The 22,667-nt window shown below is 72.1% G+C and carries 19 protein-coding genes; 16 read left to right on the top strand and 3 right to left on the bottom strand.

The window, feature by feature from the left end:
* The first annotated feature begins 40 nt into the window (after positions 1-40).
* Together ACFWTE_RS14370 and ACFWTE_RS14365 are read left to right on the top strand one after the other, a co-directional pair.
* Complete coding sequence (locus tag ACFWTE_RS14370) at positions 41-172, top strand: hypothetical protein (protein WP_378779822.1); 132 nt, start codon at positions 41-43, stop codon at positions 170-172.
* 30 nt (positions 173-202) lie between these two features.
* On the top strand, positions 203-961 hold the full coding sequence (locus ACFWTE_RS14365; RefSeq protein WP_378779821.1) for a hypothetical protein: 759 nt from the start codon (positions 203-205) through the stop codon (positions 959-961).
* Positions 962-1,026: 65 nt separating this feature from the next.
* Here ACFWTE_RS14365 and ACFWTE_RS14360 read toward each other — a convergent pair whose 3' ends face one another.
* Positions 1,027-2,259: a DUF349 domain-containing protein gene (locus ACFWTE_RS14360; protein WP_378779820.1), complete on the bottom strand. Its 1,233-nt coding sequence runs from the start codon at positions 2,257-2,259 to the stop codon at positions 1,027-1,029.
* Between the two features lie 452 nt (positions 2,260-2,711).
* Here ACFWTE_RS14360 and ACFWTE_RS14355 point away from each other — a divergent pair, with 452 nt between their 5' ends.
* Both ACFWTE_RS14355 and aspS read left to right on the top strand, forming a co-directional pair.
* Positions 2,712-3,389 (top strand): MBL fold metallo-hydrolase, encoded by a 678-nt coding sequence (locus ACFWTE_RS14355; RefSeq protein ID WP_378779819.1) that lies wholly within the window; start codon positions 2,712-2,714, stop codon positions 3,387-3,389.
* Positions 3,390-3,659: 270 nt separating this feature from the next.
* Positions 3,660-5,420: an aspartate--tRNA ligase gene (gene aspS / locus ACFWTE_RS14350; RefSeq protein ID WP_378779818.1), complete on the top strand. Its 1,761-nt coding sequence runs from the start codon at positions 3,660-3,662 to the stop codon at positions 5,418-5,420.
* 102 nt (positions 5,421-5,522) lie between these two features.
* On the opposite strand, the gene ACFWTE_RS14345 is transcribed toward aspS, so the two are convergent.
* Complete coding sequence (locus ACFWTE_RS14345) at positions 5,523-5,657, bottom strand: hypothetical protein (RefSeq protein ID WP_378779817.1); 135 nt, start codon at positions 5,655-5,657, stop codon at positions 5,523-5,525.
* 586 nt (positions 5,658-6,243) lie between these two features.
* Here ACFWTE_RS14345 and ACFWTE_RS14340 point away from each other — a divergent pair.
* Together ACFWTE_RS14340 and ACFWTE_RS14335 are read left to right on the top strand one after the other, a co-directional pair.
* The gene (locus tag ACFWTE_RS14340) at positions 6,244-8,316 is read left to right on the top strand and encodes a SpoIIE family protein phosphatase (RefSeq protein WP_378779816.1); all 2,073 of its coding nucleotides are present in this window, start codon (positions 6,244-6,246) and stop codon (positions 8,314-8,316) included.
* A gap of 61 nt (positions 8,317-8,377) precedes the next feature.
* The gene (locus ACFWTE_RS14335) at positions 8,378-9,787 is read left to right on the top strand and encodes a replication-associated recombination protein A (protein ID WP_378779815.1); all 1,410 of its coding nucleotides are present in this window, start codon (positions 8,378-8,380) and stop codon (positions 9,785-9,787) included.
* Positions 9,788-10,064: 277 nt separating this feature from the next.
* Here ACFWTE_RS14335 and ACFWTE_RS14330 read toward each other — a convergent pair whose 3' ends face one another.
* A complete protein-coding gene (locus tag ACFWTE_RS14330; protein WP_378779814.1) occupies positions 10,065-11,627 on the bottom strand; it encodes a serine/threonine-protein kinase in 1,563 nt (520 codons plus the stop codon).
* Between the two features lie 387 nt (positions 11,628-12,014).
* On the opposite strand from ACFWTE_RS14330, the gene ACFWTE_RS14325 reads away from it, so the two are divergent.
* From ACFWTE_RS14325 to rplT, 10 genes are all read left to right on the top strand, one after another.
* Complete coding sequence (locus tag ACFWTE_RS14325) at positions 12,015-12,407, top strand: DUF948 domain-containing protein (RefSeq protein ID WP_378779813.1); 393 nt, start codon at positions 12,015-12,017, stop codon at positions 12,405-12,407.
* On the top strand, positions 12,404-12,685 hold the full coding sequence (locus ACFWTE_RS14320; RefSeq protein ID WP_378779812.1) for a hypothetical protein: 282 nt from the start codon (positions 12,404-12,406) through the stop codon (positions 12,683-12,685). The genes ACFWTE_RS14325 and ACFWTE_RS14320 overlap by 4 nt, the downstream gene beginning before the upstream one ends.
* Positions 12,686-13,242: 557 nt before the next feature.
* A complete protein-coding gene (alaS, locus tag ACFWTE_RS14315) occupies positions 13,243-15,912 on the top strand; it encodes an alanine--tRNA ligase (RefSeq protein ID WP_378779811.1) in 2,670 nt (889 codons plus the stop codon).
* Between the two features lie 544 nt (positions 15,913-16,456).
* Positions 16,457-16,651 (top strand): hypothetical protein, encoded by a 195-nt coding sequence (locus ACFWTE_RS14310; protein WP_378779810.1) that lies wholly within the window; start codon positions 16,457-16,459, stop codon positions 16,649-16,651.
* A 352-nt stretch (positions 16,652-17,003) separates the two neighbouring features.
* Complete coding sequence (gene ruvX, locus ACFWTE_RS14305; RefSeq protein ID WP_378779809.1) at positions 17,004-17,489, top strand: Holliday junction resolvase RuvX; 486 nt, start codon at positions 17,004-17,006, stop codon at positions 17,487-17,489.
* Positions 17,489-19,909 (top strand): endolytic transglycosylase MltG, encoded by a 2,421-nt coding sequence (mltG, locus tag ACFWTE_RS14300; protein WP_378779808.1) that lies wholly within the window; start codon positions 17,489-17,491, stop codon positions 19,907-19,909. The genes ruvX and mltG overlap by 1 nt, the downstream gene beginning before the upstream one ends.
* Positions 19,909-20,733 (top strand): shikimate dehydrogenase, encoded by an 825-nt coding sequence (locus ACFWTE_RS14295; protein WP_378779807.1) that lies wholly within the window; start codon positions 19,909-19,911, stop codon positions 20,731-20,733. The genes mltG and ACFWTE_RS14295 overlap by 1 nt, the downstream gene beginning before the upstream one ends.
* Positions 20,734-21,138: 405 nt before the next feature.
* Positions 21,139-21,723: a translation initiation factor IF-3 gene (gene infC / locus ACFWTE_RS14290; RefSeq protein WP_276567191.1), complete on the top strand. Its 585-nt coding sequence runs from the start codon at positions 21,139-21,141 to the stop codon at positions 21,721-21,723.
* A 185-nt stretch (positions 21,724-21,908) separates the two neighbouring features.
* Positions 21,909-22,103 (top strand): 50S ribosomal protein L35, encoded by a 195-nt coding sequence (gene rpmI / locus ACFWTE_RS14285; protein ID WP_267948934.1) that lies wholly within the window; start codon positions 21,909-21,911, stop codon positions 22,101-22,103.
* A gap of 168 nt (positions 22,104-22,271) precedes the next feature.
* A complete protein-coding gene (gene rplT, locus ACFWTE_RS14280; protein ID WP_378779806.1) occupies positions 22,272-22,643 on the top strand; it encodes a 50S ribosomal protein L20 in 372 nt (123 codons plus the stop codon).
* The last annotated feature ends 24 nt before the right edge of the window (positions 22,644-22,667 follow it).

The raw sequence follows: 22,667 nt of genomic DNA, 5'->3' as shown, positions 1-22,667 counted from the left end.
GGCCGCGGCACGTCCTCGTTGACATGCTGGTAGGCGATCGGTGGCCGCGCTGATCCTCACCGCCGGGGTGTTCGCCGACGTGCACGGCCGCAAGAAGGTCTACCAGGCTTCCTCCCGCATGGCGCACGGCCAAAATGATTACTACGTGTTATCAAATATGCACGTAAAGTAATTACCTGTGCTCTCACACGGAGGAAGCACCATGGCCGTGACCACGGCGATGTCGGCGCTGGGCCTGGCCGCCCTGATCGCCCTGCCCGGTGCCCACCACGCGCCCGGTACGGGCCCGTCGTCGGACGACGGGCCCGTACCGGGAGCGGAGAGCCTGCACGTGTCACTGGAGAGCCGCTCCGACGACGAGCGGCTGGGCCCCGGGGACCAGGTCGGGTACACGATCCGGGTACGCAACTCCGGAGCCGGGGAGCTCCCGGAGGCCGAGGTCGTCCAGTTCCTTCCACCGACGGTGCGCTACGTCTCCGGCTCCGCCGGAACCAGGACCGGGGTCGAGGACGAACGGGTGACGTGGACCCAGGACCTGGCACCGGGAGAACAGGCGAGCTTCCGGGTCACCGTCGAGATCACCGGAGTCCTGGAGGACGGCGCGCATCCCGTCACCGCCGTGTGCCTGCGGCCGGAGCCCGGCGCCGCACTGGCCGCCTGCTCCTCCGCGGTGCACCGGGTCCACGGATCCGTGCCCCCGGTGTGGGTGGCCGCGGGACTGCTGCTCGCGGTCGCCACCGCGGCCGGCGCCGCCGGCCTCCTGCGCCACCGGGGCCCGCGGCGGCCCCGCCCCGCCCCGGAGGCGCCCGACAGCCACACGCCGGCGCCCGCCCCGAACGTCCGGACGCTCACGGACCGGGCCACCGTCCACGAGCTGGACACGCCCCGCTGGCGGTACGCACGGGCGGGGCGGGGGAGGACACCGGGAACGGCGTCCGGGCCCGCCGCACACGGGCCCTGACAGGCGGACGGACCGCGCCCCGCAAGGGGGGCGCGGCCCGTCCACCGCCGCAAGACCCGACCGGCTCAGCTCAGCTCGTCGAGGGCCTTCTGCGCCTCGGACAGCCACGAGCGGCGCGCCTCCAGCGCGTCCTCGTGCTCCTTGACACGGCGCGCGTCGCCCCGTTCCCTGGCCTTCTCCAACTTGGCCTCCAGGCCGGCGATCGCCGACGCCAGCTGGGAGACCGTGTCCCGGGCGCGGGCGAGCGCCTCCGGGTTGCTGCGCTCCCACTCGGCGTCCTCGGCCCGGCGCACGCCGTCCTCGACCTGCCGGAAGGCGCCTTCGAGCTGGTCGCGCACGTCGCGGGGCAGCTCGCCGGCCTCCTCCCAGGCCTCCTGGAAGTCGCGCAGGCGGGCGCGGGCCCGGCGCGGGTCGGAGATCCCCGGGATCTCCGCCCTGGCCTCGGCCAGGATGCGCTCCTTGGCGTCGGCGTTCACGCGCAACTCGGCGTCGCGCTCGGCGAAGGTCGAGTTACGCGCGTCGAAGAACCGGTCCTGGGCGGCCTTGAAGCGCGTCCACAGCTTGTCCTCGCTCGCTCTGTCCGCGCGGCCGGTGCTCTTCCACTGCTGCATGAGGTCGCGGTAGGCGCGGGCCGTGGGCCCCCAGTCGTCGGAGCCCGACAGGGACTCCGCCTCCGCGACGATGCGCTCCTTCTCGACGCGCACCGAGTCGCGCTCCTGGTCCAGGTTCGCGAAGTACGTCTTGCGCCGCTTGGAGAAGGAGTTGCGCGCCGCGGACATCCGCTTCCACAGTGCCTGCTCCGTGGGGCGGTCGGCCCGGGGGGCCTTCTTCCACTCCTCGATGAGCTCCAGCATCCGCTCGCCGCCGGACTTCCAGTGCGTCGTCTCCGTCGCGACCCGCTCGGCCTCGGCGACGATGCGCTCCTTGGTCTCCCTGGCCTGGCCGCGGGCCTCCTCCTGGGCCTGCTTCTGCTCGACCTTGCGCTCCTCGGCGCGGTCGGTGAGCGCGTCCAGGCGCCTGCTCAGGGACTCCAGGTCGCCGACCGCGTTCGCATCGGTGACGGCGGTGCGCAGCTTGTCGATGTTCGACATCGCGGTGGCGGCGGACAGGTCCGTGCTGCGGAGCCTCTTCTCCAGAAGCTCCACCTCGGTGACCAGGGCGTCGTACTTGCGCTGGAAGAACGCCAGAGCCTCCTCCGGCGCCCCCGCCTGCCACGATCCGACGACCCGCTCACCTTCGCTCGTGCGGACGTAGACCGTGCCGTCGTCGTCTACGCGGCCCCAAGGGTCCGTGGTCACCGTGTCCTCCTGCTGTCATGAGCCCGGCCGTGGGGGGCGGGCTCGGGTCGTCGCGCCGCTCTCGCGCCGCTTCGTGATGGGAACCACCGTGCTGAGCACGATATCCATACGATTCGACGGGCGGCGACGCGCCGTGATTCACATCGGCGCAGATCATGCGTGTCCGCGCGTCCCCGTGTGTCCCTCCGGGCCGCGCACCCGCCCCGAAGAGGCGCAGGTCGGGGCCTCGGCGCACACGACGACGGTGACCAATATGGCATTACCACGCGGTTTGGCAAAGAGGCCAGCCGTGCGCGGTGATCGAATGGTGATCAAACGCTTTCGGCGACGCCTCGGACGGGTCGCCCCTCCTCCCGTGCCTCGGTAGGCTCTGCACCTGAGGGTTCGCACGTCCGAACCGCGGGCCCGCCCCTCCGACCGCGCACCCAACCGAGGACAGGACGACAACCGCCGTGCTCATCGCCGCACTTCCCACCGGGCCCCTCGCCGCGAACTGCTACGTGCTCGCACCGGCCCCCGGCGGCGACTGCATCATCGTCGACCCCGGCCAGGAGGCCGCGGAACAGGTCGAGAAGGCGTTGGCGGAGCACTCCCTGACCGCCGTCGCGGTCCTGCTCACCCACGGGCACTTCGACCACGTGTGGTCCGCCGCCGAACTCGGCGAGCGCCACGGTGTGCCGGTCCACGTGCACGCCGAGGACAGGCGGCTGCTCACCGACCCCGCCGCCGGAGTCGACCCGGGCTTCGCCGCGCAGCTGTCCTCCCTGCTGGGCGAGGGCCCCCACACCGAGCCCGCCGACCTCGTCGAGGTGGCCGGAGGCGACACCCTGGCCTTCGCCGGGCTGGACGTCGAGGTGGAGCACACCCCCGGACACACCCCCGGATCGGTCGTCTACACGGTGACCACGGAGGACGGGGTCCCCGTCATGTTCGCGGGCGACCTCGTCTTCGCCGGATCCATCGGACGCACGGACTTCCCCGGCGGCGACCACGAGGCCATGCTGCGCAGCCTCGCCGACGCGGTGCTGGCCCGGCCCGACAGCGCCCAGGTCCTGCCCGGCCACGGTCCCGCCACCACTGTCGAGCGCGAACGCGCCACCAATCCGTACCTGCGCGATATCGCCGGCTGACCGCTGCCTCGGACGAACCACCTGCGCAGGAACGACGTGATGACCACCGAACACCACCGAGGCGTCGACAGCCCGAGCGCGTGCCCCTGGCCGCGCGGCGGACGAGATACCCGCACCGGTCCCGCCTGAGGCGGGTCCCGGTGGTTTTCACACCGCCCTCCCCGGGCCGCAGGGCCCGGGTGCGCGTGGGCGGTGTGCACAGGACTGGCCCGTACCAAAGCGCAGGTCGGGCACACTTGACACGAACCAAGACGCTGAAGGAGAAGTTCGTTGATACGCACGCATGAGGCAGGTGCGTTGCGCGCCGAGCACGCCGGCGCGACCGTTGTCCTCGCCGGCTGGGTGGCACGCCGCCGCGACCACGGCGGCGTGGTCTTCCTCGACCTGCGCGAAGCCTCCGGAGTGGCCCAGGTCGTCGTCCGCGAGGACGACCTCGCCCACGACCTCCGCGCGGAGTACTGCATCAAGGTCACCGGCACGGTCCGGGTCCGGCCCGAGGGCAACGAGAACCCCGAGATCCCCACCGGCGCGATCGAGGTCGCCGCCGACGAGATCGAGGTGCTCAGCGAGTCCGCCCCCCTGCCCTTCCAGCTGGACAGCGCCGCGGACGTCGCCGAGGAGACCCGGCTGCGCTACCGCTACCTGGACATCCGCCGCCAGGAGATGGCGGAGAACCTGCGCCTGCGATCCAGGGCCACCTACGTCGCCCACGACGTGATGCGCGACCTCGGCTTCGTGTACGTCGAGACGCCCTACATGACCCGCTCCACCCCCGAGGGCGCCCGCGACTTCCTGGTCCCCGTCCGCCTCCAGCCGGGCCACTGGTACGCCCTCCCGCAGTCCCCGCAGCTGTTCAAGCAGCTGCTCATGGTCGGCGGCATGGAGCGCTACTACCAGCTCACCCGCTGCTTCCGCGACGAGGACCTGCGCGCCGACCGGCAGCCGGAGTTCACCCAGATCGACCTGGAGATGAGCTTCGTCGACGAGGAGGACATCTTCGCCGTCGGCGAGACGCTGTTCACCCGCCTGCTGCGCGAGGTGCGCGGCATCGACCTGCCCGAGCGGTTCCCGCGGATGCGGTTCGCCGAGGCCATGGACCGTTTCGGCTCCGACAAGCCGGACCTGCGGTTCGGCCAGGAGCTGGTCGAGGTCACCGAGTACTTCTCGGACACCCCGTTCCGGGTCTTCAAGGCCCCCTACGTGGGCGCCGTGGTCATGCCGGGCGGCGGGTCCCAGACCCGCAAGGAGCTGGACGCCTGGCAGGAGTGGGCGCGCTCGCGCGGTGCCAGGGGCCTGGCCTACGTGCTCGTCCAGGAGGACGGCAGCCTGGGCGGCCCGGTCGCCAAGAACCTGTCCGACACCGAGCGCGAGGGGCTGGCCGCCAAGGTCGGCGCCGTGCCCGGCGACGCCGTCTTCTTCGCGGCGGGCAAGCGCTCCGACAGCCAGGAGCTGCTGGGGGCGGCGCGCCTGGAGATCGGCAAGCGCTGCGACCTGATCGACACCTCCCGCTGGGAGATCCTGTGGATCACCGACATGCCGCTGTTCGAGGAGGCCGACGAGGAGGGCGCCTGGAAGCCGGTGCACCACCCCTTCACGGCTCCGGCGGTCGAGGACGAGGCCGACTTCCAGGACCACCCGGGCACCACCAACTCCCGGGCCTTCGACCTGGTGCTCAACGGCTACGAGCTGGTCTCGGGCTCCATCCGTATCCACCGCGCCGAGATGCAGCAGCGCGTCTTCGACACGATCGGCCTCAGCAAGGCCGAGGCGGAGTCGAAGTTCGGGTTCCTGCTGGAGGCGTTCAAGTTCGGACCGCCCCCGCACGGCGGCCTGGCCGTGGGCTGGGACCGGATCATCATGCTGCTGGCCGGCCAGCCGACCATCCGCGAGGTCATCGCGTTCCCCAAGACCGCTTCGGGCGGTGACCCGCTGACCGGGGCGCCCACGCCGATCACCGGGGCCCAGCGGGCCGAGGCCGGTGTGGACGTGGACCCGGAGGCCGAGGCGCAGGCCAAGGCGGACCGGAAGTAGGCCGGGAGGGTCCCGAGGGCTCTGCCGCGGGGGCGGTGCGCGATGACGCGCGCCGCCCCCGCCGTGCTCCCGGGAGTGTGTCCGGACCCCGGGGCGCGACGGTCACCGCTTTCTGCCGCCGCAGCTCCAGCAGGACTGGTCGTCCTCGGTGTTGCTGCTGCCGCACAGACGGCAGTCCCAGTCCAGCACAGTGCCGCGGACGAACGTCATGACGGCACGCTTGAGCACCAGTGACATGGGCGTGTCCTCAAGGGGTCGGAGAATTTCACACTGCATGTTCGGTGCCCGAATTCGGCCTACTTTGAACCTTCCTAAACGGTCACACGGAGAAGTCTGTCGACTATCGGGCGTAGGCACCCGGGGTGAAGGTGACCGAACACGGCCGCGGTGTCCCGGTGCGGATGCGCCGGGGGCCGCCATCCCCTACCGTTGAAGGCGAATCACCCTTCCCGCGCCGCGATCCACACGTGTCCTGGAGTGAACACGATGTGCCGGTGGGGATGTCCCCCTTCGCGTGCGGAGTGGTGGCGGAGTGCAGTCTGCGCTATTGAGTCACACGCGCGTAACGATTCATGTCCCGTGTCCGGACTAATACGGCCACGGGCGTGGAACCCGGCGCCCACCCCCTTCACTGGTGGACCATGGTGGTCCGGGTCCGACCGGGTCCCGTCGGTGCCGGACGGCGCAGGACGTGCCGCCCGCTTCGGCCCACCACCGGAACAGACCCTGCCCCGGACACTAGAATGAGCCGATCGGCACGTTCCAGGGTGACCGCGCCTGAACGCGGGTGTGACGTCCGAGACGACATGAGGATGAGTCATACGTGAACGGAAAACGCGCTTCGGGCGACGGCTCCGAGAGCACGCTCGCGGGGGCGTTCGCCCATGCTCCGGAGCCCATGGTGCTGGCTGCGGCCGACGGCGCGATCGTGCACGCCAACCACGCCTTCACCGAGCTCCTCGGATGTGAGGGGAGCGACCTCGCCGGCCACGTGTGGCACGACCTCCTCGACGGCGACGACGCCCAGCGCGGGGCACGCGCCCACGCGGAGGCCGTCGCCGGGAGCCGGGGCCGCCGTTACCGCCTGCACCTGGGCGTCACGGGCAAGGGCGCCCGCCTGGTCGAGGTCGAACTTCGCCCCCTGCCCGCTCGCGAGGACGCGGGGACGGCCGACGGCGGCGACGGGCCGGGGGACGGCCGCGTCGTCGTCCTGATGCACGTGCTCTCCACCGAGGAGGCGGACCTGCGGGTCGTCGGTGAACTCCGCACCGACAACTCCGACTCCGTGCTGTGGAGCCTGGACCTGGGCACCGGCCGACTGCGCGAGCTCTTCGGCCCGACCCCGCTCGGCGCCCTCCTGGCCGGGAACGACCGCGAACTCGAACGCATCCTCGCACGGGTGCACCCCGACGACATCGCCCGCGTCCGGGACGCCATGGCCGCGTCCTTCGCCGGACGGGACTACGAACAGCGCTTCCGCGTCTTCGACCGCCTCGGCGACGAGCGCTCCCTGCACGTGCGCGCACGCTTCGTCCCCGGAGACCCCGACCGGCTCGTCGGCATCGTCGACGACGTCACCGAGCACGTCCAGCTGGTCCGCCGCCTCGCCGACCGCCGCCGCACCGAGGCCGAGCACGGCCGCCTGGTCACCGAACTGTCCTCCAAGCTCGTCTCGGCCACCACGGTCGACAAGGTCATGGACCTTCTCAGCGAGGAGTTCCTGCCGATCTTCGGAGGCGTCCAGGCCGCCGCCCTGTACGTCGAGGACGGGCTCCTGCGGGGCTCGCCCGGCGCACGCACCCGCGGCGGCAACATCGACCACATAGACGGCCGCCGGGCCGACGACACCGACTTCCCCATGGGCGCGGTCATCCAGGACCGCCAGCCCCGCTTCTTCGAGAGCCGGGCGGAGATCATCAGCCGCTTCCCCGCCGCCGTCGAGCTCATGCGCCAGGTGCGCGGCCAGGCCTGGGCGACCGTGCCCATCTTCGGCGACGGCAAGGTCGCCCTCGGCGTCTGGCAGATGGTCTGGGACCGCCCCCACCACGCCAGCCGCGACGAACGCGCGCTCATGCTCACCTTCGCCGGCCTGGCCGGCCAGGCCCTCCAGCGCATCAAGGCCCAGCAGGCCGAGCTCGAACTGGCCGACGCCGTACAGCGCCGCATGCTGCCCCGCCAGGTGGCGAGCTTCCCCGACATGGACATCGCCACCAAGTACCTGCCCTCCCGCGCGGACTGGCGGATCTGCGGCGACTTCTACGACGTCATCGAACTCCCCGACAACAAGGTCGGGCTGCTCGTCGGCGACGTCCAGGGGCACGGCGTCGAGGCCGCCGCGGCCATGGGGCAGATCCGTGTGGCCTTCCGCGCCTACGCCACCAACCAGTCCGACCCCGGTGTCGTCCTCGGGGAGACCAACCGGCTGCTCACCGAGACCGGAGAGATCGTCTTCGCCACCTGCGGCTACCTCGTGATCGACCGCGAGAGCGGCGTCATGCAGGCCGCCTGGGCCGGACAGCCCCCCGTCGTACTGGCCTCCGGGCACGGCTACGAACTGTGGGAGCCCGAGACCGGTCCGCCCCTGGGCGTGCTCGCCGACTCCGAGTACGCCGTCACCACCCGCATGCTCCCTCCCGGCAGCACCCTGCTGCTCTGCTCCGACGGCCTCGTGGAAAGCTCCGAACTCCCCATGGGAGAGGGACTCGCCCAGGTCGGCGAAGCCCTCGCCGAGCACTACGAGAACCCCGAGGCGGCCGCGCACGTCCTCGCCGAGATGGCTCCCGCCGGTCGCGGCGACGACATCGCCCTGCTCATCACCCGGATGACCCCGGTCCCCGCCGAGACCGCGCCGGACACCGCCACCGTGTCGACCACGACCGCGACGCCCGCGCCCTGACCCCGCGGGGCGCCGCCGCGTTCCGGCCCGAACGGTCTCCCGCCCGGCCTACCCTGGGTAGGTGTCCGAAACACTGTTCGACGATGCCGGGGCCGAAGCGGCCAGGGGACAGGAACCGCTCGCGGTGCGCATGCGCCCCCGCACCCTCGACGAGGTGGTGGGCCAGCGGCACCTCCTGGGGGAGGGCAGCCCGCTGCGCCGCCTGGTCGAGGACGACGCGCCCATGTCCGTGTTCCTGTGGGGCCCGCCGGGAACAGGGAAGACCACCCTGGCCACGGTCGTCAGCAGGGTCACCAAGCGCCGGTTCGTGGAGCTGTCCGCGGTCAACGCCGGGGTGAAGGACGTCCGCGCGGTGGTGGACGAGGCCAAGCGCCGGATGGGCATGCACGGCACACGCACCCTCCTGTTCGTCGACGAGGTCCACCGGTTCAACAAGACCCAGCAGGACGCGCTCCTGCCCGCCGTGGAGAACCGGTGGGTGAGCTTCATCGGCGCGACCACCGAGAACCCGTTCTTCTCCGTGGTCAGCCCGCTGCTGTCCCGTTCGCTCCTGCTCTCCCTCGAATCGCTGGACGACGACGACGTCCGCGCGCTGGTGCACCGCGCGCTGACGGACGAGCGCGGGCTGGGCGGCCGGTACGCCCTCTCCGACGACGCCGCCGACCACCTCGTCCGCCTGGCCGGGGGCGACGGGCGCCGCTCCCTGACCTACCTGGAGGCCGCCGCCCTGGTGGCGGGACCCACCCCGCCACAGCCCGGCGGAGCCCCGAACGGGGACGGTTCCCCCGCAGCTGAGGACACCTCCGACGGCGCGCGGCCGGGGCCCGGACCGGTGACCATCACCGCCGAGAACGTCGAGCGCGCCGTCGACCGGCACGCCGTGCGCTACGACCGCTCGGGCGACCAGCACTACGACGTCATCAGCGCCTTCATCAAGAGCATGCGCGGCTCGGACCCCGACGCCGCACTGCACTACCTGGCCCGGATGATCGAGGCGGGGGAGGACCCCCGCTTCCTCGCGCGCAGGATCGTCGTGCACGCCAGCGAGGACGTCGGCATGGCCGACCCCACCGCCCTCCAGACGGCCGTGGCGGCCGCCCGGGCCGTGGAACTCATCGGCATGCCCGAGGCGCGCATCAACCTCGCACAGGCCGTCATCCACATCAGCCTGGCGCCCAAGTCCAACTCCGTCATCACCGCGATCGACGCCGCCATGGCCGACGTGCGGGCGGGCCACGCCGGGCCGGTGCCCCCGCACTTGCGCGACGGCCACTACAAGGGCGCTGCCGAACTCGGCCACGGCAAGGGCTACCGCTACGCCCACGACTTCCCCGGCGGGGTGGCACCCCAGGAGCACGCCCCCGAGGGGCTCACCGAACGCGAGTACTACAAGCCCACCCAGCACGGGGCGGAGCGGCGGTTCTCCGAGGTGCTCCAACGCATCAAGGGCGTGCTCAAGAGCGGAGGGTAGGCACGCCGAAGGAGGGGGACGCAAGTCCCCCCGCCCACCCTTTTACGTCCAGTCTCCACGCGAACGGGCGGGTGGCACAGCCCCCGCCCGCTCCTGTGGACAACCCTGCCCCTCCGCCCGGACACCGCACCTGTGGCACGCGGCGTCCGGTCGGGGCCCAAGGGCCCGGGAACCCGGGAGCGCGGGCCGAAGCGGCGCACGGGGACGGGGCCCGTGTTCTGTCCCGAAGCGTTGCCGCTGCGACGTGAGGGGCCGGTGGCCCTCTCCGGTCACCGCACTACTCGGTGTACAGCTCTGTGATCTGCACGATCTCGCGGGGGCCCTCGCCCGACTCCCCGTCGGCGAAGGTGACCTCCACGATCACGACGGGTCCCCACGACAGGTAGTCGACGAAGTCGTTCCCGGTCAGCTCCCAGGTGCCGCGCCCCTCCTCGTCGAGGAACACGTGGTCGGGGGCGGCGCAGAACTTCGCGCACAACACCTCGGCGTCGGGCGCGACCGTCGCCTCTGCGGGCTCCCCGGCCTCGTCCCACTGCTCGGCCCACGCCGAGTGGCTGGGCACGCCCTGGCCGCGCACCGGTTCGTCGTCGCGGTCCACCGGGGTGTAGACCCACGGCCCCTCCGCCAGGTCGTCCTGGTCGGCCGGGTCGAACCGCACCACCAGGGTCTGCGGCTCGTCGTCGGCCGACGGGCTCTCCGCCGCGGTGTCCTCCTCCGAGGCGTCCGAGACCAGGGCCTCCTCCTCCGCGGCCCCCAGCAGCTGCGACACCCCCCACACCCCGGCGCCGACCAGCGCCAGCGCGATCACCGCGCTCCCGGCCACCAGCACGGCCTTCGTGGGACGCCGGTTGGACATCCGCCCCTCCAGGCGGATCACCTCGGGCACCCGCGCGGGAGGCTCCACGGCGTGCCACTCACGCTCCAGGATCCGCGTCAGCTCGTCACGGCCGGTCGGCGCACCGCCGGAGGCGGCGCCCTCGTCGTCGTGCTCCGACTGCCAGACCGCGATGACCGCCCCGATGACCTCGCGCAGGCTCGGACGGCCGTCGGCGTCCGGGGCCAGCGCCCGGCCCACCACCGGCTGGAGGCCCTTGGCGAGCCCGTTCAGGTCGAAGGTCCCGTTCGCGGCGCGCTCGGCGATCTCCTCGGGCTCCCCGGGGCCGAAGGGGAGCCGGCCCGTCCCGGCGAACGCCACGATCGCACCCCAGGCGAACACGTCGGAGGCGGGCGTGGCCGCCCCGCCCCGGAACCTCTCGGGGCTGAGCCAGGTGGCGCCCAGTCCCCGCATCCGGTCGGGGGAGGCGGCGACCGCGCAGTCCATGATGTGCGGGCCGTGCGACTCCAACAGCACCTCGCTGGGGCGCAGCGACCCGTGCGCCACCCCGCGCGCGTGCAGCACGGACAGGCCCTCGGCCAGACCGGTGGCCAGGGCGATCAGCTTGCCGGTGCCCAGACCTCCGCGCTTGGTCACGTAGTGCGACAGCCGCTCGCCCGCCAGGTAGGGCATGGACAGCCACGGCGGGTTCGCGTCGGTGTCGAAGGCCAGCGGCACGATGACGCGCTTGGAGTTCACGTTGGCCAGGGCGCGCAGGCGCCTCTCCAGGGCGGGGTAGACGTCGGGCGACTCCAGCTCGGGGGCCCTGAGCACCTTCACGGCGACCAGCCGGTCGCTTGAGGTGGGCGACGACACGTCGACGGCGGCGTAGACGGTACCGGTGGCCCCCTGCCCCAGCCGCCCGAGGACGAGATAGGGACCGATCCGTGAAGGGTCGTCCGGATAGAGGGGGGCGAGGTCCGGCGGTACCAGTACGGAGATCTCTCGGGGAGAACGAGGGCTCATGGGTTTCCTGTCGACGCTTCTGGGGCAGGGGAGGCTGGGTGTCCGGCCATCGTAGTGAAGTTCCCGCCCCGTAGTGATTCTCCAGCAGAGCCGGGCCCGCGTCGATCCCCGCGTCCTCCACCGGCCACCGTGCGTGGGGGGCCAGAGGGTACGTGATCGTCGCCACCCCACCCGCCACCGTGGCGTCGCCGCGCGCCCGTCGCCGGGACGCGATAGGGTCAGCCGAAACCGGCCCGACCCGTCCGCGGAGGCCCGGTTCACCACCCGGGAGGCCCGACCCGGCGCAGTCACCGGCTCCCCCGCACACCCGGCCCCCAGCCCCGACGCGTGAGCGAGGGGGCCGCCGCACACACTTGAAGTACACCTCTATCTGCTCACGGAGCCCGCATGCTTACCGGAGGAGAGGTCGCCGCGCTCGTCGCCGCGGTGGTCTGGGCGGTGCTGGCCACGTTCATGTGCGTGGCGCTCGTCAAACTGATCAAACTCATCAACGAGGCGACCAAGGTCGTCTCGGAACTGGGTGACCGCACCCCGCCGCTCCTGGACGACGTCGCGTCCACGGTGGAGCGCACCAACACCTCGCTCGAACGGGTCGAGGAGATCACCGCCAACGTGCAGGCGTCCTCGGAGGACGTCTCCACGATGACCGCGCTGACCCGCTCGGTGGTCACCGGCCCCCTGGTACGGGTGGCCTCCCTCTCCTACGGGGTGCGCCGCGTGCTCGGCCGGCGCCGGGCCCTGGCCGTGGTGCGGAGCCGCAAGAGGAAGGCGAACCGGTGATCGGCAGGCTGTTCTACCTCACAGCGGGAGCCGTCATCGGCGGCTACGCGGTCCACCGGGTCAACCGGGCCAGGCGCGCCCTCACCCCCGGCGGTATCGCCGAACGGGTGGAGGGCCAGGTCACCGAGTACCGGGGTGCCCTGCGCGAACTCAACGAGGACCTCGCGGACGCGGTCCGCGAACAGGAGGAGGAGCTCCTCCGCCGGTACGCCCCCGCCGGAGAGCGGGGCCTGCCCGCCTCCCGCCGACGCGCGGCGCGGGAGATCCCCGAGGGATAGGTCCGGGGCGGTCCGCTTCCCCCCGCGGGCCCGGCGCGGCCCGAGGACACGCGCGACCGCTGCGGCCCGAGGACACGCGCGACCGCTGCCCGCCCGCCCCGGTGCCGAGACCGCCCGCCGTCGGGGCGGTCCGGACCATGGCCTCCACCGGCGTCGGGGCGGCCCTCCTCCCGCCCCGGTCATGGGAGGCCTCTTCCCGGTCCCTTGCGAGTCCGGTGGACCCGGGGACCCGGGCGAGCTCCTCGTCGGCACGGCCACCCTCGGGGTCCACGGGGCGCCGCCACCTCCGAGGCCGCCCCCCCCGGCCAGCCGGGCCCCGGCTCCGCACCCGGGCCACCGCCGGGCCGGGGCCCGGCGGTGGTCAGCGGCGATAGCCTTGGAACAACCAGGCCGCCGCGGTTGTCGTCATCAGGACGGGCCCCGGCGGCCACCCGTAAACCACGCGCGCTGGCAGGCGGTTCCCCCTAGCATGGGCCACCACCGACCACGCGTCAGACGGTCCCGAGCAGGGACAACCCGCCGCCCAGGGCGGCGGAGCCGAGCACAGGAGGGCATCAATGGAGACGGCAGAGATCGCGCGCCGCTTCCTCAGTTTCTTCGAGAAGAACGGACACACCGTGGTGCCCTCGGCGAGCCTCATCGCCGAAGACCCCACGCTGCTGCTGGTCCCCGCAGGCATGGTCCCGTTCAAGCCCTTCTTCCTGGGTCAGCGCACGCCCCCCCACGCCACCGCGACCAGCGTCCAGAAGTGCATTCGCACCAAGGACATCGAGGAGGTCGGCAAGACCTCCCGGCACGCGACCTTCTTCCAGATGCTCGGGAACTTCTCCTTCGGCGCCTACTTCAAGGAGCAGGCGATCCCGCTGGCCTGGGAGCTCGTCACCACCCCGGTGGAGGACGGCGGCTTCGGCATCGACCCGGACAGGTTGTGGGTGACCGTCTACCTCGACGACGACGAGGCCGAGCAGATCTGGCGCGAGAAGGTCGGTGTGCGGCCCGAGCGCATCCAGCGCATGGGGATGGAGGAGAACTACTGGTCGATGGGCGTCCCCGGACCCTGCGGACCGTGCTCCGAGATCTTCTACGACCGCGGCCCCGAGTTCGGGGTCGAGGGCGGTCCCGAGGCGGACGAGAACCGCTACATCGAGATCTGGAACCTCGTCTTCATGCAGTACGAGCGGGGAGAGGGCGGTGACAAGGGCGGTTTCCCGATCCTCGGCGAGCTGCCCAAGAAGAACATCGACACCGGCCTGGGCCTGGAGCGCCTCGCCGCGGTCCTCCAGGGCGTCGACAACATCTACGAGACCGACATCATCGGCCGCGTCCTGCACCGCGCGGCGGAGCTGACCGGCACCCGCTACGGCGACAAGCACGACCAGGACGTCATGCTCCGCGTGGTCGCGGACCACGTGCGCAGCGCGGTCATGCTCGTCGCGGACGGCGTCAAGCCCGGCAACGAGAAGGCCGGGTACGTCCTGCGCCGCATCCTGCGGCGCTCCATCCGCAACCTGCGCCTGCTGTCGGGTACCGACACCTTCCATCTGCACGAGCTGACAGAGGTCAGCATCGACGCGATGAAGGACATCTACCCCGACCTGGTCGACAAGGCCGACGTCGTCCACGGTGTGATCGACACCGAGGAGCGGAACTTCGCCGACACCCTGCGCGCGGGCACCACGCTGTTCGGCCGGGCGGCCGAGCGCACCCGCCAGGCCGGCGGCACCACCTTCTCCGGGTCGGACGCCTTCCAGCTGCACGACACCTACGGCTTCCCGATCGACCTCACGCTGGAGATGGCCGAGGAACAGGGCCTGACGGTGGACGAGGCGTCCTTCCGGGAGCTGATGCAGAACCAGAAGGACACCGCGAAGGCGGACGCGAAGGCGAAGAAGCTCGGCAACGCCGACATCTCCCTCTACGCCCAGCTCCTGGAGGGCGCCGGGACGACCGACTTCCTCGGCTACTCCGACGCCGAGAGCGAGTCCCATGTCAAGGGCATCGTCGTCGGCGGCGTCTCGGCTCCCGCGGCCCGCGCGGGTGAGAAGGTCGAGATCGTCCTGGACCGCACCCCGTTCTACGCGGAGAGCGGCGGCCAGCTCGCCGACACCGGCACCCTGACGGTGGACGGCCGCGGCGTCGTGGACGTCGAGGACGTGCAGAAGCCCATCCCCGGCCTGTTCGTGCACCGGGGCACCGTCCGCTCGGGCGAGGTCGTCCTGGACGACGTCGTTCACGCGAACATCGACACGGGCCGCCGCCACGCGATCGAGCGCTCGCACTCGGCGACCCACCTCATCCACTCGGCGCTGCGCAACGCGCTCGGCCCGTCGGCGGGTCAGGCCGGTTCCGAGAACCGCCCCGGCCAGCTGAGGTTCGACTTCACCTCCGACAGCGCGCTGGGCGGCGCGCGCCTTGCCGAGGTCGAGGAGGAGGTCAACACGGTCCTGGCCGGCGACATCGCGGTGAGGACCGAGGAGAGGAGCCTGGACGAGGCACTGAAGATGGGTGCCCTGGCCATGTTCGGTGAGAAGTACGGCGACCGGGTGAGGGTCGTGCAGATGAGCGACTACTCCGTCGAGCTGTGCGGCGGCACCCACGTCCCCTCCACGGCCAGGCTCGGCATCGTGAAGCTCCTCGGTGAGTCCTCGATCGGCTCGGGCGTGCGACGCGTCGAGGCCGCGGTGGGTGTGGACGCGTTCAAGCGGCTGTCCAAGGAGTCGGCTCTGGTCGGCCAGTTGTCGGAGCAGCTCAAGACCCCCCGTGAGCAGCTGCCCGAGAGGATCGACTCGATGGTCTCCCGGCTGCGCGCCGCGGAGAAGGAGATCGAGAAGCTGCGGGCCTCCCAGGTGCTCCAGGCGGCCGGTTCGATCGCCGACGGCGCCCGCCGCCACGGTGCGGCGCTGGTCGTGGCGGCCTCCGCCCCGGAGGGGGCGAGCGGCGACGACCTGCGCACCCTGGTCCTGGACGTGCGCGGACGCCTGGGGGAGGAGGAGCCGGTGGTCGTGGCGATGACCGCCGTGCCCAAGGACCGCCCCGTCGTGGTGATCGCGACCAACAAGGCCGCGCAGAAGGCGGGGATCAAGGCCGGCGACCTGGTGGGCGTCGCGGCCCGCGCGCTCGGCGGCGGCGGCGGCGGCAAGCCGGACATCGCCCAGGGCGGCGGCACCGACCCGGCCAAGGTCGAGGAGGCGCTGCGCGCCGTGGAGGCGCGCGTCGCCGGCGCCTAGACCGTTGACCGAAGGGCATGACCGTGCCGCCCCGCGCGGAGGTTCCCCGTGCTTTCAGGGGACCACGCGCGGGGCGGCCGGGGAAGCCCCCGGTCCTATCTGTGGACGGCCCCCGTTCGCGGTGCGCCCCGCCGCGACCGGGTGGCCCCGCAAGGGTCCCTCCGCCCTGCCTCCCCTCGGGGAGGCAGGGCGGTTTCCACGCCGGACCCGGCCCGTTCCACGGCGGGGGAACCCCGGACGGGACACGGCGACGAAATCACACATAGTCACACAGGGCCCTGTAATGTAACTTTGTGTGACTATGAGGGTGGCTGTAGGAAAACCCGTCCCGCGCGTCCCGGCCCCGCACGGGACACCGACTGCGGCCGAGGTGGTGTCGAGCCTCTCACCCGGGGCCCACCGCGCATCCGACTCCGACGTCCCACCCCACCGGGCAGGGGGCGACCCGCGACCGTCGCCCCAGCCCTCGTCCGGACCCGGGCCCGTCCCGGAACCCGAACCGGACCCGACCCCTCGACCCGGCACCCGGTCCAGCTCACCGGGCGTGCCCGGCACATCCGCGGGGGGCCTGGTCGGCCACGGGGGCCTGGTCGGCCACGGGGGCCTGGTCGGCCACGGGGGCCTGGTCGGCCACGGGGGGCACGACGCCCCGGCCCCCTCCGCGGCGGGCACGGCACAGCACTCCCGGTCCGCCCTTCGCACCGGCCCCGGGCTGAGGAGGAGGACCGCCCGTGGGTGAGTACACGGGGGAGGGCGGGCGCGGGGGCCATCGGCCGCCCCGCGGGGGAACGAGCGTGATTTACACTCGAACCGAACGCGCCCGATACGAACCCCGTCGCGACCCCCTCGCACCGGGCTGCCGGTACGGGCAGCGGCTCCGGACGCCGGCGACGGCTGCCGAGGCTGCGCACTGTCATCGAATCGGGCATACTGTGGCGCGTCACAGCCGATCACACGGCTGTCTGTGCGGAACTTCCCGCAATCCAGCTGACGAACAGGACCACCGTGTTGAGGATTCTCCAACCGCGGTGCCGTGCCGCCAATCGCACGGCTCGCCCGCGGACCAACCCCGGGCCGGGGAAGAGGTCCTGGTGAGACACGGTGTGCGCCTGGCCGTCGATCCGGGTAACGCCCGCATCGGTGTGGCCGCCAGTGACCCCAGTGGTACTCTCGCGAGCCCGGTGGAGACCATCCCGCGCGGCAGGGGAGACCGGCAGCGCATAGCCCTGCTGGTCCTCGAACGCGAGGCGCGGGAGGTCGTCGTGGGCTACCCTGCCTCACTGTCGGGTGAGGAGGGCCCCGCCGCCCGGTCCGCCAGGGAGTTCGCGGGCTCCCTCGCCGGACTCCTGCACCCCGTCCCCGTCCGTCTGGTCGACGAACGCCTCACCACAGTGACCGCCCAGAGCCAACTGCTCTCCGGCGCCTCCTTCGCCAAGAAGGGCGCCAGGGGCGGCAGGGCCCGCAGGTCGGTCATCGACCAGGCCGCGGCCACCGTGCTCCTCCAGAGCGCCTTGGACCAGGAACGGTCAACAGGCCAGCCCCCGGGCGAGATCGTCCGCTCCAGCCAGGGAGAATGATGAACGACAGGGATGACTACCCCGATAATCCCTATCGTGGACGTAACGAACGCGAGCGCGGTTACGACTACGACCCGCTCAGCGATCCGCTGACCGCGCAGCCGACCTCGCGCGGCCGCCGGGCGCGTCCCGAGCGCAACGACCGCCCCGCCGCCCCCGAACCCGCTGACACAGGTGAATTCCGCCGGGGCGGGTACTCCGCCGACGAGTCCCGCACGTCCCGGCCCTCCCCTCGGGGCGGCACGGAGTTCGACCAGCAGGGCAACGACGCGGCACCGCCAGGACGCCGCCGCAGGGCCGAACCGCCGACGGAGCCGCCGCCGGGACCGCCCCGCCGCACCGGGGCCGCCGACGCACTGCGCGGAGGACGGGCCGCCCGGTCCGGAGCCAACCGCTCGCGGGACGCCGAGGCCCCGGGGGCCGGGGACCGGCCCCAGGCCCAGGACCCCGCGCGCACGCGCAGCGCTCCCGCGGCAGACCCCACCCAGGACGCACTCGCCGCGCTCGCCAACCTGGGCGCGCCCTCGGCACCCGCACGCCCCGCCGAACCCGCGCCGCCCCAGGACCGTTCCGACGCCGAGCCCCCGCCCCGTCGCGGGCGCCGGGCCGAAGCCGGGCCCGAGCCCCGGCGCCGTCGTGGTGCTCCGGTGGAGGAGGGCCCCGCGGACACCGGTGAGCTGCCGGTGGAGGAGGAGCAGACAGGTCGTCGGGGCCGCCGTAAGCGCGGCCGTCGTGACGATGAGCCCACGGGCGGGTTCCTGTCCGACGCGCCCGAGGACAGCGGGGTCTTCGACTCCGGAAGCTTTCCCGGTGTGACCGGGTCCGCCGACACGGGGGCGTTCGCCGCGATACCCGGGCCGACACGCCGCCGCGGTGCCGGACGCGCACCCGCGGACCGTGCCGAGGACGAGCCCCGCGGCGGCGCCCCGGAGGAGGAGCCGGCCTCCGGAGCCTTCGACGAGCTGGACGAGGCTCCCAGGAGCCGTCGCGGCGGGCGCCGCCGCAGGCGCGGTGCCCCCGTGCAGGAGACGCCCCTCGAAGCGGACGCCCCGTACGACAGGGACGAGGACGACGGCTCCGGTGCGGAAGCGCCGGAGGAGGAACCCGAGCCGACGGGACGCCGCAGCCGCCGCAGGCGCGGCGCCGACAACGAGGACGGTGAGCCCGCGGGCCGCCGTGGCCGCCGCAAGCGCGGAGGCCGCCGGGTCGAGGAGCCCGAGGAGGAGGTCGACGAGTACGAGGAGCCCGGACTCGCCGACATCGCCGAGGCGTACGGCGGCGGACGCAGCAGCCGCAAGAAGGCCAAGGAGCTGAAGCGGGCCCGGGCCAACGCGAACCGCAGGGGCAAGGGCCGCCGCGCAGGCATGAGCAGGGGCCTGGTCATCGTCCTGGTCCTCCTCCTGATCCTGGTGGTCGGGGGCGGCGGCTACGCCGTCATGCGCACCTACGTCTTCCCGCCGGACTTCACCGGCGAGGGCAGCGGTGACGTCGTGTTCGTGATCAACGACGGCGAGAGCGGTTCCGCCATCGCCGGCAACCTCGCCGACCAGGGGGTCGTCGCCAGCTCGCGGTCGTTCGTCAACGCCCTGGACGCCGTCCCCGCGGACGAGATCGGCGACGGGCTGGTCCCCGGCACCTACGGCCTGGCCGAGGGCATGAGCGGAGAGGCCGCCGTGGCCGCCCTCCTGGACCCCGCGAACCGTCTCGGCGGCCAGGTCACCATCCGCGAGGGCCTGCGCAACGATCAGGTCCTGGAGCACCTGTCCGAGAACGTCGGCGTCCCGCTGGAGGAACTCCAGGAGGCCCACTCCCAGACCGGAGAACTCGGCCTCCCCGACTACGCGTCGGAGGGACCGGCGGGCTACCTGTTCCCGGAGACGTACCGGTTCGACCCGGACACCGAGGCGATGTCCATCCTCAGGACGATGGTCACCCGGTACCGGGAGGTCGCCGAGGAGACCGAACTGGAGGACCGGGCCGCGGCGCTGGGGTACGACCCCAACGAGATCATGGCGATCGCGTCCATCGTCCAGGCGGAGAGCGGCAAGCCCGAGGACATGCCGTTCATCTCCGCGGTCGTCCACAACCGCCTGGACGACGACATGATGCTCCAGATGGACAGCACCTGTTTCTACGCCATCGGCGAGTACGGCATCGCGCTCAACGACGAGCAGCGCCTGGCATGTGAGCAGGACGACAGCGGATTCGACACCTACCACAAGACAGGCCTGATCCCCGGCCCGTTCGTGGCCCCGGGGCAGGACGCCATCGAGGCGGCCCTCGCCCCGGCTGACGAGGACTACCTCTACTTCGTGGCCACCGACCCGGAGAACGGCGTCACCGAGTACGCCACCACCTACGCCGAGTTCCTCGTGCTCAAGGAGAGGTTCGAGGAGACCTGGGGAGGTGTGGAGGAGTAGTGCGCGCCGCAGTCCTCGGCTCCCCGGTGTCCCACTCCCTCTCGCCGGTCCTGCACACCGCCGCCTACACGGCGATGGGGCTGGAGGAGTGGTCCTACGACCTGTGTGAGTGCGGCGAGGAGGGACTCGGCTCCCTCCTCGCCGGCCTCGGCGCGGAGTGGGCGGGCCTCTCCCTGACCATGCCCCTCAAGCGCCGTGCGCTGGACCTGGCCGACACGGTGACCGATCTGGCCCGCCAGGTCGGCGGAGCCAACACCCTGGTCCGCGGCGGCGCGGGCTGGGAGGCGCACAACACCGACGTCGAGGGGATCGCCGCGGCCCTCACCGAGGCCGGTGCGCAGGCGCCCCGCGACGCGGTCGTCCTGGGGGCGGGGGCCACGGCGGCGTCCGCCCTCGCCGCGCTGCGCCTGCTCGGGGTGGTCTCCACGGTCACCGTCCTGGCCCGCGACCCCTCCAGAACGGGGGAGGTGAGGGCCGCCGCCGGGCGGCTCGGCCACCCGGTGGAGGTCGCCCCCCTGTGCGCTGTCGACAAGTACCTGGACGTGGACCTGGTGGTCTCCTCCCTGCCCTCCGGGGCCGCGGACCGCTACGCCGCACAGCTCGCCGACTCGCGGGCCGACCTGTTCGACGTCGTGTACGCGCCCTGGCCGACCCCTGCCGCGGAGGCCGTGGCCGGGCGCGGAGGCCGGACCGTGGGCGGGTTCCCGATGCTGCTGCACCAGGCCGTCGCGCAGGTCAGACTGATGACCGGGATCACCGACGTCCCCGTGGAGGCCATGCGCGCCGCGGGCGAGGCCGAACTGGCCCGCCGGGCGGCGTCCTGACGGCGAAGGAGCGGCAGGACGGGCGTGTGGGTCGACCGGCCTCCGTCTGCTGCTATATTGGGTACGTAATCGACTTGGTCCGGTGTGTCTCACACCGGAGCCGCAAGCGGAGATGATCCTCCCACCTGCCGGGTACGGCCCGTGCAGGTTCCGGTTCTGACGATGGAGAGCTCGCGCTCTGTTCGTCGGGCACCCGTGTCCGGGGTGCCCGGTGCGCGCGGTGCCCCTCGTCAGGAATATCCGATCGGATCACCCCGCTTGCACACGCTGGCGGGGTTTTCGCTGTACGGGGACCCCGACGCTATCGGGTGGCCCGACGGACTCGGGCGGCCCGGTCGAACAGATCGTCCGCCGCCTGGCGGACGGTCGGTCCCAGGTAATCCGAGAAAGCTAGGGAGGGGTCTCATCAGCGCCGAGCCCCGTATCAATGACCGCATCCGGGTGCCCGAGGTCCGTCTCGTCGGACCCAACGGTGAGCAGGTCGGAATCGTCTCCGTGCAGGACGCGCTGCGTCTGGCCCAGGAGTCCGACCTCGACCTGGTCGAGGTCGCGCCGACCGCGCGCCCGCCGGTCGCCAAGCTGATGGACTACGGCAAGTTCAAGTACGAGTCCGCGGTCAAGGCCCGTGAATCGCGCAAGAACCAGTCGAACACGATCATCAAGGAGATCAAGCTCCGCCCGAAGATCGACCCGCACGACTATGAGACCAAGAAGGGTCACGTCGTCCGGTTCCTCAAGAGCGGGGACAAGGTCAAGGTGACGATCATGTTCCGCGGCCGCGAGCAGTCCCGTCCCGAGCTGGGACGCCGACTGCTGGCGCGGCTGGCCGAGGACGTCCAGGACCTTGGCACCGTGGAGTCGCAGCCCAAGCAGGACGGCCGCAACATGGTCATGGTGATCGGCCCGCACAAGCGGCGGTCCGAGCACAAGGCCGAGGCCCGCGCGGCGGCGGGGGACAAGACCCGCCGTGAGCAGGACGAAGCGGTCTAACGGCGGAAGTAGTCCCCCACCGCCCGGACGCCGGGAAGGCACCGGGTGGTGGGGTGGGCTGTGCACACACGGCCAGGATGCGTCGGAAGTTCCGGCGCGCAGGGGCCCCCGCTGTAGCAGCGCAAGAACCGTGCCGTCCGCCTCGCGCGGGTGGTCACGCCGACGGAGTAGGAGACACGGCGAACATGCCGAAGAACAAGACCCACAGTGGGGCCAAGGACCGCTTCAAGGTCACCGGCTCCGGCAAGATCATGCGCCGCCGTGCCAACAAGAACCACATCCTTGAGCACAAGACCTCCAAGCGCAAGCGCAAGCTGGGCAACGAGGCCGTGCTTTCTCCCGCGGACACCAAGAGCATCAAGAAGCTTCTCGGCAAGTAGTAGCGAGAACCTTCCCCTCCCTCCCGGAAGCGCCCACGTGCGGGCTCCAGCCAGCACGGTGACGGCCCCCGGGAGGGAACAACCCGAAGCGAACACGGCCGCCGGGCTTCTCGGAGCCGGGCCGGTCGGCGCGCCGCGCGCGCCGGAAGACACAACGAGGGAGTCACTGTGGCACGCGTGAAGCGGGCTCTCAACGCCAAGAAGAAGCGCAAGGTCGTTCTCGACCGGGCGAGCGGCTACCGCGGGCAGCGTTCGCGCCTGTACCGCAAGGCCAAGGAGCAGATGCTCCACTCGATGACCTACTCCTACCGGGACCGCAAGGACCGGAAGGGGCAGTTCCGTCGCCTGTGGATCCAGCGCATCAACGCTGCCTCCCGCGCCAACGGCCTCACCTACAACCGCTTCATGCAGGGCCTGAAGCTGGCCGGCATCGAGGTCGACCGTCGCATGCTGGCCGAGCTGGCCGTCAACGACGAGGCCGCGTTCGCGACCCTGGTGGAGTCGGCCAAGAAGGCCCTCCCCGCCGAGGCCGCCGCGTAAGCGGTCCGGATCGAGCAGCGAGTA

It is taken from the genome of Nocardiopsis sp. NPDC058631 (genome assembly GCF_042716955.1).
Classification (GTDB): Bacteria; Actinomycetota; Actinomycetes; order Streptosporangiales; family Streptosporangiaceae; genus Nocardiopsis.
This window is presented reverse-complemented; position numbering and strand designations above follow the sequence as displayed.